This is a genomic window from Mycobacterium sp. ACS1612 (assembly GCF_001667505.1).
Lineage (GTDB): Bacteria > Actinomycetota > Actinomycetes > Mycobacteriales > Mycobacteriaceae > Mycobacterium.
In genome coordinates this window covers 129,143-142,212 of record NZ_LZHZ01000018.1, presented here as the reverse complement: position 1 = coordinate 142,212, position 13,070 = coordinate 129,143, and the positions used below count along the sequence as shown (strand labels likewise).

13 protein-coding genes are annotated in these 13,070 nt (G+C 67.8%); 12 read left to right on the top strand and 1 reads right to left on the bottom strand.

Annotation, left to right across the window (positions count from 1 at the left end):
• Positions 1–120 precede the first annotated feature (120 nt).
• The 12 genes from A5724_RS06430 (at position 121) to A5724_RS06375 (ending at position 11,677) form a co-directional block, all read left to right on the top strand.
• A complete protein-coding gene (locus tag A5724_RS06430) occupies positions 121–1,083 on the top strand; it encodes a phosphate/phosphite/phosphonate ABC transporter substrate-binding protein (protein ID WP_067797982.1) in 963 nt (320 codons plus the stop codon).
• Positions 1,080–1,877 carry a phosphonate ABC transporter ATP-binding protein gene (phnC, locus tag A5724_RS06425; protein ID WP_067797979.1) on the top strand — a complete coding sequence of 266 codons (798 nt, stop codon included), beginning with the start codon at positions 1,080–1,082 and terminating at the stop codon, positions 1,875–1,877. The genes A5724_RS06430 and phnC overlap by 4 nt, the downstream gene beginning before the upstream one ends.
• On the top strand, positions 1,874–3,511 hold the full coding sequence (gene phnE, locus A5724_RS06420) for a phosphonate ABC transporter, permease protein PhnE (RefSeq protein WP_082964892.1): 1,638 nt from the start codon (positions 1,874–1,876) through the stop codon (positions 3,509–3,511). The genes phnC and phnE overlap by 4 nt, the downstream gene beginning before the upstream one ends.
• Before the next feature lie 96 nt (positions 3,512–3,607).
• A complete protein-coding gene (locus A5724_RS06415) occupies positions 3,608–4,363 on the top strand; it encodes a GntR family transcriptional regulator (protein WP_067797976.1) in 756 nt (251 codons plus the stop codon).
• Positions 4,360–4,782, top strand: a complete 423-nt coding sequence (locus A5724_RS06410; RefSeq protein ID WP_067797973.1) for a phosphonate C-P lyase system protein PhnG — start codon at positions 4,360–4,362, stop codon at positions 4,780–4,782. The genes A5724_RS06415 and A5724_RS06410 overlap by 4 nt, the downstream gene beginning before the upstream one ends.
• Positions 4,779–5,360, top strand: coding sequence for a phosphonate C-P lyase system protein PhnH (gene phnH / locus A5724_RS06405; protein ID WP_067797970.1), 582 nt, complete (start codon positions 4,779–4,781; stop codon positions 5,358–5,360). The genes A5724_RS06410 and phnH overlap by 4 nt, the downstream gene beginning before the upstream one ends.
• The gene (locus A5724_RS06400; RefSeq protein ID WP_067797967.1) at positions 5,360–6,472 is read left to right on the top strand and encodes a carbon-phosphorus lyase complex subunit PhnI; all 1,113 of its coding nucleotides are present in this window, start codon (positions 5,360–5,362) and stop codon (positions 6,470–6,472) included. The genes phnH and A5724_RS06400 overlap by 1 nt, the downstream gene beginning before the upstream one ends.
• On the top strand, positions 6,469–8,289 hold the full coding sequence (locus A5724_RS06395; RefSeq protein ID WP_067797964.1) for an alpha-D-ribose 1-methylphosphonate 5-phosphate C-P-lyase PhnJ: 1,821 nt from the start codon (positions 6,469–6,471) through the stop codon (positions 8,287–8,289). The genes A5724_RS06400 and A5724_RS06395 overlap by 4 nt, the downstream gene beginning before the upstream one ends.
• A 5-nt stretch (positions 8,290–8,294) precedes the next feature.
• Complete coding sequence (locus tag A5724_RS06390) at positions 8,295–9,041, top strand: phosphonate C-P lyase system protein PhnL (protein ID WP_232004724.1); 747 nt, start codon at positions 8,295–8,297, stop codon at positions 9,039–9,041.
• Positions 9,042–9,072: 31 nt separating this feature from the next.
• Positions 9,073–10,275, top strand: coding sequence for an alpha-D-ribose 1-methylphosphonate 5-triphosphate diphosphatase (locus tag A5724_RS06385; protein WP_067797956.1), 1,203 nt, complete (start codon positions 9,073–9,075; stop codon positions 10,273–10,275).
• On the top strand, positions 10,272–11,111 hold the full coding sequence (locus A5724_RS06380; RefSeq protein WP_067797953.1) for an inositol monophosphatase family protein: 840 nt from the start codon (positions 10,272–10,274) through the stop codon (positions 11,109–11,111). Before A5724_RS06385 ends, A5724_RS06380 begins: the two co-directional genes overlap by 4 nt.
• Positions 11,108–11,677 (top strand): HD domain-containing protein, encoded by a 570-nt coding sequence (locus A5724_RS06375; protein WP_082964890.1) that lies wholly within the window; start codon positions 11,108–11,110, stop codon positions 11,675–11,677. The genes A5724_RS06380 and A5724_RS06375 overlap by 4 nt, the downstream gene beginning before the upstream one ends.
• Here A5724_RS06375 and A5724_RS06370 read toward each other — a convergent pair.
• Positions 11,617–12,930 carry an adenylate/guanylate cyclase domain-containing protein gene (locus tag A5724_RS06370; protein ID WP_067797950.1) on the bottom strand — a complete coding sequence of 438 codons (1,314 nt, stop codon included), beginning with the start codon at positions 12,928–12,930 and terminating at the stop codon, positions 11,617–11,619. The two genes, A5724_RS06375 and A5724_RS06370, sit on opposite strands and share 61 nt — an antisense overlap.
• Between the last annotated feature and the right edge of the window lie 140 nt (positions 12,931–13,070).

Here is a 13,070-nt window from a genome sequence, read left to right as displayed (position 1 = left end):
GCTCGCAATGCACGCCCGGAGTTGGCCTGCTGGTAACCCAACCGTCTCCTGGTCCGCATCGAGTCCAACCACGATCTCCACGTCCGATGGATTCACCTTCGGGCGGAGAGGAGATACCCGATGTTCGCTGCTTCCCGACGGTCGGCCGGTACCGCCGGTATGGCCCTGCTGGCGGCGCTGCTGCTAGCGGCCTGCGGCCAGGGCGCCAGCGGCGCCGGCAGCAATTCATCCGGGGGCGGTCGCAACCCCGATCAACTCGTGATGGCCGCGGTGCCTGCCGAGAACGCGCAGAGTCTCCAGCAGGACTACAAGCCGGTCATCGCCATGTTGGAGAAGGCAATCGGTAAGAAGGTCACGTTCCAGAGCGCCACCAGCTATTCGGCTGTCATCGAGGCGCAGCGGTCAGGGAAGGTCGACATCGCCCAATACGGTGCGTTCTCTTTGATCACCGCACAGAACAGCGGCGTGAAGACCACGCCGGTGGCGGCCCAGGTGCTGAAAAAGGGAACCACGCCTGGCTACCAGTCCTACGGGATCACCCGGCCCGACACAGGCATCAAGACGCTCGCCGATTTCAAGGGGAAGAAGATCTGCTTCGTCGACCCCGCTTCGACGTCGGGCTTCCTCTACCCGTCCGCTGCGCTGCTGAAGGCGGGAATAGACCCGGCCAAGGACGTGACTCCAGTGATGGCCGGCGGCCACGACGCCTCCGTGCTCGCCGTACTGAGCGGTCAGTGCGACGCCGGCTTCGCCGAGGACAGCATGATCAACACCACCCTGCCCGACAAGGGACACCTGAAACCTGGCCAGCTGGATGTGATTTGGAAGTCCGACGTGATCGCCGGTGCGCCAATTGCCCTTAGCGATGACCTCGCACCGGATCTGAAGGCCAAGATCGCCGACGCGTTCAATACCAAGGCCAACATCGACTACCTGAACGCCAACGGCTTCTGCACCCCGAACTGCACGACCGCCGACGATTCCGGCGACTGGGGGTGGGCGAAGGTCGACAACTCGTTCTACGACGGGGTGCGCCAGGTTTGCGACATCACCAAGGCCAAGCAGTGCAGTGGTCAGTCATGACCGACGACTCCAGCGGCGTGGCCATCCGATTCGAATCCGTCAGCAAGCGATTCGGCCCGGAAATCACTGCACTGCAGGATGTTTCGCTGACAGTCCAGCGAGGCGAGATCGTGGTGTTGCTCGGACTGTCGGGTTCGGGAAAATCCACGCTGCTGCGCCACGTGGACGGCCTGCACCGGCCCACATCCGGCACAATCACGGTGCTCGGCACCGACGTCGGCGCAGCGGCGGGGGTTGAGTTGCGCGGGCTTCGTCGCCGAGTCGGCTTCGTGTTCCAGCAGTTTCATCTGGTCGGCAGCCTGAGCGTGCTCGAGAACGTCTGCTCCGGTGCGCTCGGCCGATTACGTGGACCGAGGCTGGGATTGTTCAGCTACCCAAAGGCGCTGCGCCACCAGGCGCTGGCCCATCTGGACCGGGTCGGACTGCAGGACAGGGCCTTTCAGCGGGCTGACACCCTGTCGGGCGGTGAGCAACAGCGGGTCGCGGTGGCGCGGGCACTGATGCAGCAGCCCGAGATCCTGCTCGCCGACGAGCCGGTCGCCTCGCTGGACCCGGAGTCGTCGGACCAGGTGATGCGGCTGATCCGAGAGATCAGCGCGGAACGGCGGTTGACGGTGGTGTGCAGCCTGCATCAGGTCAGCTTGGCGTTGAGCTGGGGCGACCGGGTGATCGGTATGCGCGGCGGAAGGGCGGTGCTGGACACCCCGGTGGCCACCCTCGATCGTGAGGACGCGATGGCGTTGTACGCGAAGGTCGGTGCCGCGCCCATGCCGGCGGAGGCTGCAGTCGGTTGACCACCACAGCGCCCTCGCCAGCGCTGCGGAATTCGGCGACAGCCAGGCGGCCGACCCGCACCGCCGCCTGGCTCGTGCTCGCGGCGCTGGCGGCGTTGGGTTGCCGGGCTGTCACCGACCTGCGCATCAACGTCGCAACCTTTGTCGACAGCGCCCACAACGCCGCGGATTTCGCGGCCAGGATGTTCCCGCTCGACTTTCCGTCGCTGGGTGAACTGCTGGCGTGGTCGGGCGAGACCTTGTCGATCGTGGTGTCCGCCACGTTGCTGTCGGTGGTCATCAGCGTGCCGCTGGCGATCCTAGCCGCCGCCAACACCACACCCCGTCGTGTGACGCGCTACGGCGCGCGAGCGCTGATCGTGGTGGTGCGGGCGGTCCCGGATGTGGTGCTGGCCATCATCTTCTTCCGGATCTTCGGGCTCGGCTCGATGACCGGAGTGCTGGCGATGGGCCTGCATTCGGTTGGGATGGTCGGCAAGCTCTATGCGGATGCGATCGAACAGATCGACGAAGGCCCCCGCACCGCGATCCGCGCCGCAGGCGCCACACCGACGCAGGAACTGATCTCCGGCGTGCTCCCGCAGGTGCTGCCCGCGTTCGTCGCGACCGCGCTACACCGGTTCGACATCAACCTGCGGATCTCGGTGCTGCTCGGCTTCGTCGGCGTCGACGGCCTCGGCTATCAGATTGCCTTGGCGTTCAAGGAAGTCGACTACCGCAGGGGCATGGCGCTGGCCGTTGTCGTACTGGCCCTGTGTGTGAGTGTCGAACTGTTGTCCGGCTCCATTCGGCGGGTACTGCTGCGCAACTCCGCTGAACACCGCGGTGCCGGGGTGCCGATGCAGCGCGGGGACCAGATCAGTCCGCCGTGGACGCTGCGCCGGCTGCGGCGGCTCTGCTATGTGGTGGTGACGGCGGTGGTGATCGCCGTATCGGCTTGGGCCGCTGACCTGAACCCGCTGCACTTCCTGCGGTCGCTGGACGGTATCGGCCAAACGGCAGGGCTGTTCTGGCCGCCGCAGACGGGCGGGATCTTCACCACGCTGCTGGCCGATCTGTCCCAGACGGTGGAGATTGCCTTGGGCGCCACCACGATCGGCGCAGTCTTGGCACTGCCGCTCGGCGCGTTGGCGGCGCGCAACGTCGCACCGACGCCGCGCATCGCCCATGCGTTCCGGCTCCTGATCGTGGGTATCCGCGGTATCCCTGAACTCATCCTTGCGGTGGTGTTCGTGGTGATAACCGGCCTGGGGGCCGTTGCAGGGACGTTGGCACTGGCAGTCGGCGCGGTCGGGCTGCTCGGCAAGCTGGTCGCGGATTCACTCGAGGAAGTGGATCCCGGGCCTGAGCACGCCGTCCGTGCCACCGGGGCAGGACGCTGGCAGGTCTTCTTCACAGGAACGCTGCCACAGGCCGCGCCGGCCTTCGTCGGGCACGTTCTCTATCAACTCGACGTGAACATCCGGTCTGCGACGTTGCTGGGCATCGTGGGTGCAGGCGGGATCGGCTTCGATCTCCTCAGTGCGGCTCAAATCATCGAGTTCGGTTTGGTCACAACAATTTTGCTGATGGTGTTCGTAACCGTGCTGATCGTCGAAGGGTTGGCCGTGTGGCTGAGGCACGAATTGCGATGAGCTCCGCGACAACTGTTCGAATTGTTCACCTGCGTAGGCATCGGCGTTGGCCGCACTGAAGTTGTCCGGACAAGCTGTCACAGCACCGTGGCTGGCATGACGTCCACCAGATACCTTGACATCGCCGATCAGCTGGCCGGCGAACTGGCGTCGTGTGCACCGGGCACCCGGGTCTGCAGCGAGCCGGAGGTCGCCAGCCGATTCGGTGTCGGACGGGCCGCGGCCCGTTCCGCACTGCAGGAGTTGGAGCGACGGCTCGTGGTCCGCCGGATCCAGGGCGCGGGCACGTTCGTCAACCGGCGTATCGACTACCTGATCTCTCGCAGCAGGCCGGCGTCGTGGCACGCGACGGTCGCCGCCGCGGGCGCCGTGCCGCGGTCGCAGACCAAGAACGTGGAGCGCACCGCGGTGCCCGCACAGGACGCTGCACGCCTCGGTTGCCCGGCAGGCGCCCCGGTCTACCGGGTCACCCGGCATTTCTTCATCGACGACCTGCTCGCCTCGGTGACCCAGGAACTGATTCCGCTGGAGGCCGCCCCCGATCTCGACATCGCGCTGCACAGCTACGAGTCGGTCGACATGGTCCTCCGCCAGCTGGGCGGAGTCGAACCGGTGCGCGCATGGTGTCGGGCCAGTCTGGACATTCCACCATCGGAAGTGTTGCGGGAGTTGGGCATCGAGGCCAGCGTCCCCGTGTGGCGAATCGACAGCCTCAGTCGCGATGCTTCGTCGGGCGAGGTGCTGCTGATCAGCAGCGCGTGGACGCGTGCGGACGCGGTGCGGGTAGTGGTCGAGCTGGAAGACAACTCGGCGATCGGACAGGACCACGTCAAGGAAGAAGGTGCGAAGTGAATCGCGCGAAGCGCTGCGGGCTGTTGGCCGAGGCCGAGGTCGGTGAATTGCGTGAACTGGCCGACGCGTGCCTGGCAGACGGCGCCGAGATCCGGGTGCTGGTCGCACCCGAGGTCGGCTGTGTGTCGACTCAGATCCGCGAACCTGTTGCAGGCGAACGGTTTCTGATCGGTGATGTGCTGGCCTGCCGGGCCGAGGTCGAACTCGCTGGGCACCGCGGCTGGGCGATGCGACTGGGCGACGACCGGGCGGCGGTGTTGGCCGCGGCGGTGCTGGACGCCGAAGCCGAGGCGGGGCGCCCGCAGGCAGGCGCGATCGACGACCTGTGTCGTGAGGTGGCCCGCAGGCTGACTGAGCGTCATGACCGCGAATGGGCCGAATTGGCGCCCACCATAGTCGAATTCGAGGAGCTGACATGACCGGCGTGTTCACCGCGGCATTACACCCGACGGATACGCAGCAGGTGTTCCGCGCGGTGCTGGAGGCGCTGGCGCGACCGGGTAGCGCGATGATGCTGCCGGACGATCCGCTGAAAACGCTGGCCCCCGCGATCACCCCGATCTTCGCGTTGGCCGATCTCGGCACCGGTGTGTGCGTGCTGGAGCACGCGGACGACCGGTGGAGCGAGGCGGTCACGACGGCGACGGGTGCCCCACTGTGGCCTGCGGAGCTGGCCAGGTTGGTCGCCGTGCTGCGTCCGGTGACCGAAGCCGACGTCCGCGACTTCGCCAGGGGCACCGCCGCGGATCCGAGCGCGGCCGCCCTGGTGTGCATTGCCGTGCCCGAGGTGCACGGCGGTCCGCGCCGCTGGCGGCTGTCAGGCCCGGGAATCGCAGGCGAGACGACGCTCTCGCCGGTGGGTCTGCCGCCCGGATTCGTCACCGCCAGAGCCGAAGCGGTGGCCGGCTATCCGGCAGGCATCGATGTCCTGCTGATCACCGGCGACGGCCGCGTCGTCGGGTTACCACGCACCACCTCGATCACGGAGGAGAACTGATGGGTTACGCGGGAGCACGCGGAGGCATGCAGGCCATCCTGGCCGCCGAGGATCTGGTTCGCCGGGCCCGCGATCATGCGCCGGCGCCATGGGCGTCGACAGAACAGATCACCGCCCGGTTCCGGTACGCGGTCGACCGCGTGATGGGTGAGGGTGCGCTGTACGACGAGGACACCGCGGCAGCGGCGCTGCGGCAGGCGGAGGGTGATCCTCAGGAGGCCGCGCACCTGGTTCGCGCGCACCGGTCCACCTTGCCGCGACTGGCCGTCAGCGAGCCCGCGGATCCCGATGAAATGGTGATCATGCGGCGCATCGTGTCGGCCTACCGCGACCCGGATGGACCCCAATTGCTCGGTCGCACAACTGATTACACCCGGAGGCTGCTTGAAAAGCCGACCGCAGGCCCTGCACCGGTCGAGGAGACCGGAGCAGCCAAGACAGCCATCCAGCCGCGCACGCCCGAGCAGCGCAGCCCACGCCGCTTCCTCGACCTGTTGCGCGAGATGGATCTGGCCGTCGACCACCGCGGCGGCGGCGACCCCGAACCGGTGGACATCTCCCGGGTGCCCGCCCGGCCGCCCGCACCACGCTCGGCCGTGCTCGCCGCGATGGCGCGCGCGGAAACCGGTGCCCTGGTTGCGTTGTGGTATCGGTCGATCCTCGGGCCGGACGGTGACATCCACGAGGTGACACTCGGCGAGGTTCGGCACGGCCGGGTGCCGCTGCGGGTGAAGCATCCGCACACCGGAGAGCCGGTGACGCTGGGGTCGTTCCGGGTCACCGAGGCCGAGGCGATCGAAGATCTCGACGGCGCCGACGAGGACCGCAGCCGCTTCGACGTCGGCTACGGGTTGTGCTTCGGCCACAACGAACGCAAAGCGATCGCAATGGCCGCGATGGACATCGCCAACCGCCGGTTCGGCCGGTCGGGTCCGCTGGAGCAGTTGCTGCTGCTCACCACGGACGGGCTGGATTCCGGTGGCTTTCTAGAGCACCTCAAATTGCCGCACTACGTGACATTCCGCTCGATGGTGGAGCGCAAGAAGGCATTGCAGGACGCGGAGCGCGCGGCCGTCGGAATTCCGGAAACCGTTGGAGGAGAGCACGTATGACGTCGACTGCAGAACTGCTCACCGAGTTGGCGGCCGAGGCCGCCCCGCCCGGGATCCTCGACGAGGGTGCGAAGCGAGAGATTCGCCGCGCGGTACTGACCGCGATCTGTGTGCCCGGGTATCAGGTGCCGTTCGGATCCAGGGAGATGCCGGTGGCCCGCGGCTGGGGTTCCGGTGGGCTGCAGGTGACGCTGGCCGTGATCGGCGCGGCAGACACCGTGAAGGTCATCGATCAGGGCGACGACGCCGGCGTCAACGCCACCAACCTGCGCCGGATGATCGCCGCGACCACCGGGTGCGCCGAATCGGTGGACACCCGGGAGGCCACCGTGGTGCAGACGCGGCACCGAGTGCCCGAGGAGGCGCTGGGCGCTGGCAAGCTACTCGTCTTCCAGGTTCCGGTCGCCGAGGTGTTGCGCAAGGTGCAGAAGTCGGTCGCCGAATGCGAACGCATGCACGCCGAGAACGACTACGCCCTGATGTGGGTCAACCTGTACGAGGACATCGTGCACAACGGCATGATCACCAGGACCACCGGCTATCCGGTGCTGGTCGGCGGGCGCTATGTGATGACGACATCGCCCGTGCCCCGCTGGGACGTTCCTCGGCTGCACCACAGTGAGCACATCAACCTCTACGGCGCGGGCCGGGAGAAGCGGATCATGGCGATCCCGCCGCACACCGATGTGACGCCGTTGACGTTCGATGACGTCCCGTTCGAGGTGGAGTACGCCGAGGGCGCGGTGTGCAAACTGTGCGGCAGCGACGATGTTTTCCTGGTGCCCGCGGGCACCAGCGGCGGGTTCGTGTGCAGCGATACCGAATGGTGTGGGCGGGTGCGCGAAGGCGACGCCGACCGCGTCGCCCATCGCCAGCGGTCTCCGCTGCACCTGCTGCCCGATCCGGGCAGGCGCGCTGCGGCGACGGCCGCGGCCTCGCGGAACCGCCCGGTCCCGCGCAGGCAGACCGGCAGCGGTGGCGCGGAATGGCTGCTGCGAGTCGACTCGATCGGCAAGGTGCACGGCCCCGGTGGTGTGCACGCGGTGCCTGGTACCGGCCCCCGATACGGCACCGCGGTCAGCCCCGACACGGGGGCCGTCGTCGCCGCGTGGGATGTGTCGTTCGACGTCGCGCCCGGCGAGGCACTCGGAGTGATCGGCGAATCCGGCTCCGGTAAGTCGACGGTTCTCAAGTGCGTGATCGGCGACGAACAAGCCACCGCGGGGTCGGTGCATCTGGCCACGCTGGACGCGGGCAAAACAGACCTGCTTCGGTTACCCGACGCTGACCGGCGCCGATTGCGCATCGACGGTATGGCGGTGGTGCACCAGAACCCGGGTGACGGGCTGAACTTGCGGGTGAGCGCCGGCGGCAACATCGCCGAGCGGCTGACCGCGGCGGGCTGGCGGAACTATCACGACATCCGCAACCGCGCCGCGGAACTGCTTGAGCGGGTGGAAGTCCCGTTGAGCCGGATGGATGACCCGGTGGGCACATTCTCCGGTGGGATGCGTCAACGGGTACAGATCGCCAAGGCGTTGGCCACCGAACCGCCGGTGGTGCTGCTGGACGAGCCGACGACGGGGTTGGACGCGTCGGTGGCGGCCGGGGTGGTCGACCTGTTGCGCAGCCTGCTGGCCGAACGCGATGTCGCGGCCGTCGTGGTCAGCCACGACTTCTCGGTCATCGAAGCGCTCACCGATCGCACCATCGTCATGCATCTGGGACGCGTGATCGAAGCCGGTCTCACCGACCAGCTGCTGCACGATCCGCACCAGCCCTACACCCAGCGGCTCGTTGCCGCGGCAAGGAGGTGATCGCTGTGTCCGAAGTAACCACTGTGTTGTCCATTCGCGCGCTGCGAAAGTCGTTCACACTGCACACGATTGACGGGCGAACGGTGAATTCGCTGTACGGCGTCGACCTCGATGTGCACCCGGGCGAACACGTCGCGCTGGCCGGACCGAGCGGGGCGGGCAAGTCATCGCTGCTGCGCTGCGTGAACCGGACCTACCTGCCGGACTCCGGATCGGTGGCCCTGCGCGTCGCGCAGGATGAGCGGGTCGAGCTGACCGAACTGTCGGACCGGGTGATGGCGCGCATCCGCGGCCGTGAATTCGGTTATGTATCACAGTTTCTCAATGCGCCACCGCGTACGGGCCCGTTGGATGTGGTGGCGGCGACGGCACGTCGCCGCGGGCTGGACCGGGCGGAGGCGCGGGATGCCGCGGTCGATGCGCTGCGCAGGCTCAACCTCGACGAGGCGCTGTGGGATGTGGACTGCTCGGTGCTCTCGGGTGGCGAGCGGCAGCGGGTCAACATCGCAGCCGGCACCGTGTCGCCGCCCCGGCTGCTCCTGCTCGACGAGCCGGTGTCGGCGCTGGACCCGGCGAACCGGGAGGCGGCGCTGGAGCTGATCGCGTCGCTGGCCGCGCAGGGCGTCGCCGTCCTCGCTGTATTCCATGACCTCGCCGCGATGCGTCAGCTGGCGTCGCGCGTGGTCCTGATGCGTGACGGACGCATCGTCGGCGACGGCGCACCGAACGAGATGTTGGAGGGAGCTGCATGACTTGCAAGCGAGGAACGGAGTGGGATCGCGCATGAGAACCGAGTTGTCCGAATCACGGTTGGTGCATTGGCCTTTGGCCGCGCCACCGGACGATTACGTGCTGGGACACGTGCGGGCGGTGTTGCCCGATCGGGTGCTCGACGATGCGCTGGTCGCGGTGCGCGGCGGTCTGATCGCCGCCGTCGAGCCGCATCGGCCCGGCGTACAAGCCGATGTGGACGGGGAGGGGTTGTTATGCATCCCCGGCTTGGTCGACACGCACAGCGACGGCCTGGAAAAGGAGCGGCTGCCTCGGCCCGGCGCTGAGTTGCCGCTTGACTTCGCGCTGCTGTCGTTCGAAGCCAAACTGCGCGCAGCGGCGGTGACAACCGTTTTCCACGGCACCGGATTCGAGAACAGTTTCGGGCGCGGCGTGCCGCGCACGGTGGAAGGCGCACAACAGGCCTGCGCGGCAATCGACGCGCGCGCCGCCGACGGCCTGGTCGACCACCGGCTGCTCTACCGCCTCGATGTGCGGTCGGCGGAGGGGCTGCGGGCGTTGCAGCAGCGGTTGGCCGATATCGCCCCACAACACGTGCTGGTGTCGCACGAGGACCACACCCCAGGGATCGGCCAGTACGCCGACCGGCGCTACTACGAGCGTTACCTCGTCGGCACCCGCGGCATCTCGCAGGAGGAGGCGGTCAAACACGTCGACGAATTGATCGCCGAACGTGACAGCCGGCTCGGGCTGCGGGATGCGACGATGGCGTGGCTCAGCGAACAGGCCGGTGAGGGCCGGATCAGGCTGCTGGGGCACGATCTCACCTCGGCCGCCGAAGTCGAGGACCTGGTGCGACGCGGTGGTGCGGTCGCGGAGTTCCCGACCACGGTCGAAGCCGCAGAAGCCGCACGGGAGCGTGGCTTGCCCGTGGTGATGGGCGCGCCGAATGTGTTGCGCGGCAGTTCGCACAACGGCAATGCGTCGGCGCGAGAGTTGGTGGGCAGGGGTCTGGTGACCTCGATCGCGTCGGATTACCTGCCGTCGGGTCTGCTGGCCGCGGTCTTCGCTTTGGAGGGCGATGGGTTGCTCGCGTTGCCGGCTGCGATCGGTCTGGTGACCGCGGGACCGGCTGACGTGGCGGGTATGACGGACCGCGGCCGATTGCAGCCCGGCCTGCGCGCCGATATCGCGTTGATCGCCACTGGGCCGCTGTGGCCGGTCGTGCATTCGGTCCTGGTGAGCGCCCGATGAGTCACATCGGCTGGCCGGTGCCAGAACCAGGTGTGCCGCCGGGCACCCATCCCGTTCTCGCCGACGCAGTGCGTGCGGCGGCCGCCGAATTCGGTTCGGCCCGTGTGCAATACGATCGGGGTGCGCTGGCCGAGAAGGTCGAGATGGGCGCCGACGGCACACCGACGATGCGGTTGGACATCCTGGTCGACACGGCGATCGCCGCGGTCGTCGACAAGCACCAGGTCAACCTGCTCAGCGAGGAGATCGGCGTCATGGACAACGGCTCGGCGCTCACCCTGGTGGTCGATCCGGTCGACGGTACCGCGAATGCGGCTGCAGGAGTGCCACTTTCGGCGTTCGCCGGGGTGGTTGCGATCGACGGTGTCGCAACCGAGGCGTTGACATGCTGGTTCGACACCGGACGATGCTGGCGTGCGGTCGCGGGCGAGCCCGCGCCCTACCGGACGACAGGTCGGAAGACTCTCGACGGCGCGGCAGTGAGCCTCCTGCGCCCGCATGGCCCTGATGACGACGCATGGTGGCGGGTTGCCAGAAGGGCTGCCCGGGTACGGATCCTGTCCACCAGTTGCCTGGAGGCCGCGCTCGTCGCTGAGGGGTCCACTGACGCGTTCGCCGATGCTGGGTCGGACACCCACCGGATCATGGATCTGGCGGCGGCGATGGTGATGGTGCCCGCGGCGGGCGGTGCGGTGCTCGATGTCCGGGGCAGGCCGCTGGAACTCGATCCGGATTTGACCCGGCGGTGGTCGGGGGTGGTGGCGGCGACCCGAGAGCTTGCCGAAGAACTGGTCGACACCCTCAACGACGACGCCGATGGAAGGGACACGCAGTGACGCTGACCCGTGACGCGCTCGCCGGGCTGATCGATGGTCTCGCCGGGTTGCCCTACGGCAACGAGGTGGTGGATCAGCGCACCCATGCGCTGCAGACCGGGTGGTACGCCGCGCAGGCCGGTGCCGACGACGAATTGCTGTTGGCCGCGGTGCTGCACGACGTCGGCCGGGCCAAGCCGGTTATCGCGCAGTGGCCGGGGCTGCCGCATGAGCTGGCCGGTGCTGAGTTCGCGAAGTGCCACGTCGGCCAGCGGGCCGCGTGGATCATCGCCGCGCACGTCCCCGCCAAGCGCTACCTGGTCGCGACCGACGGCGCTTATCACGCCCACTTGAGCGCGGCATCGGTGGCGTCGTTGACGCGGCAGGGCGGGCCGATGAACGAGGCGGAGGTAACCGCCTTCGCGGCGCACCCGAACGCCGAACAGGCGGTGATGGTGCGGCGCTGGGATGACAACGCCAAAGATCCGAACGGGCCGGTGGTGTCGATCGTCGACGTGCTCGACGCCTACGGACGGCTGTGCGGGACGGCGAACAGGTGCCATTCGCCGGGGACGCCCTTGAGTTGATGGGCGCCGCGATCGTCGAACTCGAGACCGGATCCGATGACGAGGTCGCGCAGGGTGCTGGACACGAGCGCGTCATTGGGCCCGGCTAACGCGGCGACGCGGGCGCCGATGTGCACCGCGATGCCGCCGATGTCGTCGCCGCGGACCTCGCACTCGCCAGTGTGCAACCCAGCGCGAACCTCAATTCCCAACGCGTGCACCGCATCTCGAATGGCTATGGCGCAGCGGATCGCCCGCTGGGGCCCGTCGAACGTCGCGAGGAAGCCGTCGCCGGCCGTGCTGATCTCGCGGCCACGGAAGCGCGCCAGTTGTGCGCGGACGACGGCGTCGTGCGCATCGAGTAGGGCATGCCAATTGCGGTCGCCGAGTTCTGCCGCGAGTCGTGTCGAGTCGACGATGTCGGTGAACAACACCGTCGCGAGGACCCGGTCGTCTGGCACGTCGGCGTGGTGGCCGGTGAGGAACTCGCACATCACCTCGAACGAATCTCGCCATGGCTCGACGAAGTGGTACAAGTTGCGACCCGGCAGCTCAACGTATTTCGAGCCCGGTATGTGATCGGCTACGTACTTGCCCATCGCGGGCACGATCATCGGGTCGTCGGAGTGCTGGAGCACCAGAGTCGGTACCCGCACGGTCGGAAGCACCGGACGCACGTCGAGCTCCATCACGAGCCGAATCATGAGCGCGACCGTGGAAGGGCTTGCGGCAAGACGCTCCATCCGTGCCCACGACGCCCGGATCTCGTCGTTCCAGGGCATGTCGGGGTTGCATATGCGCTGAAACTCGCCGGTGCCCCACATAGCGGCCAGCGCGTGGGGTGCGTCGGGTTCGGTGACGATGGTCGCGGCGTCCGCATAGCCTTCCATGACCACCAGCGCGGTCGTGCGGGTGGGATGCGTGGCTGCGAAAACGGCTCCCGTGGCGACGGAACCGTCGACGGCGATCAGGACAGCCTCGCTGCTCCCGAGCTCGTCGAGCACCGCGGTGATGCTGTCCGTCCACTGCTCCAGGGTTGGCATCGCGCCCGGCACGATGGGATCAGAACCTCCCGTACCGGGTTGGTCGAAGAAGATGAGTCGGCCGACCGATGTCAGCGCCTCCACCCATCCGCGAAGGGCCAGCACTTCCGGCAGGACCTCGCAGCAGGTGAACCAATTGGGCAGGAACACGATGTCGCGTTCGGCCGGTGCAGACGCGCGGTAGGCCACGCGCAGATCTCCGTTGAGCGCATAGCGCGTCTCGGAGAACATGGCGGGAGTCTAAGCCCGCCGAACTGGCCGATTTCGCAGATCAGCAGGCATTGGAGTAGCCTGGGCCGGTTGCCGACGCAGGCGACCCTCCTGCCACGGAACGACCGTGGCCGACCAGACCGTAGGAGGTGATGGGTTCC

What these genes read in the sequence shown, in the direction of transcription:
- phnH (WP_067797970.1), top strand. Translation starts at nt 4,779, where the DNA reads ATGACCGGCGTGTTCACCGCGGCATTACACCCGACGGATACGCAGCAG.
- A5724_RS06370 (WP_067797950.1), bottom strand. Translation starts at nt 12,930, where the DNA reads ATGTTCTCCGAGACGCGCTATGCGCTCAACGGAGATCTGCGCGTGGCC.
- A5724_RS06430 (WP_067797982.1), top strand. Translation starts at nt 121, where the DNA reads ATGTTCGCTGCTTCCCGACGGTCGGCCGGTACCGCCGGTATGGCCCTG.
- A5724_RS06385 (WP_067797956.1), top strand. Translation starts at nt 9,073, where the DNA reads ATGAGAACCGAGTTGTCCGAATCACGGTTGGTGCATTGGCCTTTGGCC.
- A5724_RS06415 (WP_067797976.1), top strand. Translation starts at nt 3,608, where the DNA reads ATGACGTCCACCAGATACCTTGACATCGCCGATCAGCTGGCCGGCGAA.
- phnC (WP_067797979.1), top strand. Translation starts at nt 1,080, where the DNA reads ATGACCGACGACTCCAGCGGCGTGGCCATCCGATTCGAATCCGTCAGC.
- A5724_RS06400 (WP_067797967.1), top strand. Translation starts at nt 5,360, where the DNA reads ATGGGTTACGCGGGAGCACGCGGAGGCATGCAGGCCATCCTGGCCGCC.
- A5724_RS06380 (WP_067797953.1), top strand. Translation starts at nt 10,272, where the DNA reads ATGAGTCACATCGGCTGGCCGGTGCCAGAACCAGGTGTGCCGCCGGGC.
- A5724_RS06395 (WP_067797964.1), top strand. Translation starts at nt 6,469, where the DNA reads ATGACGTCGACTGCAGAACTGCTCACCGAGTTGGCGGCCGAGGCCGCC.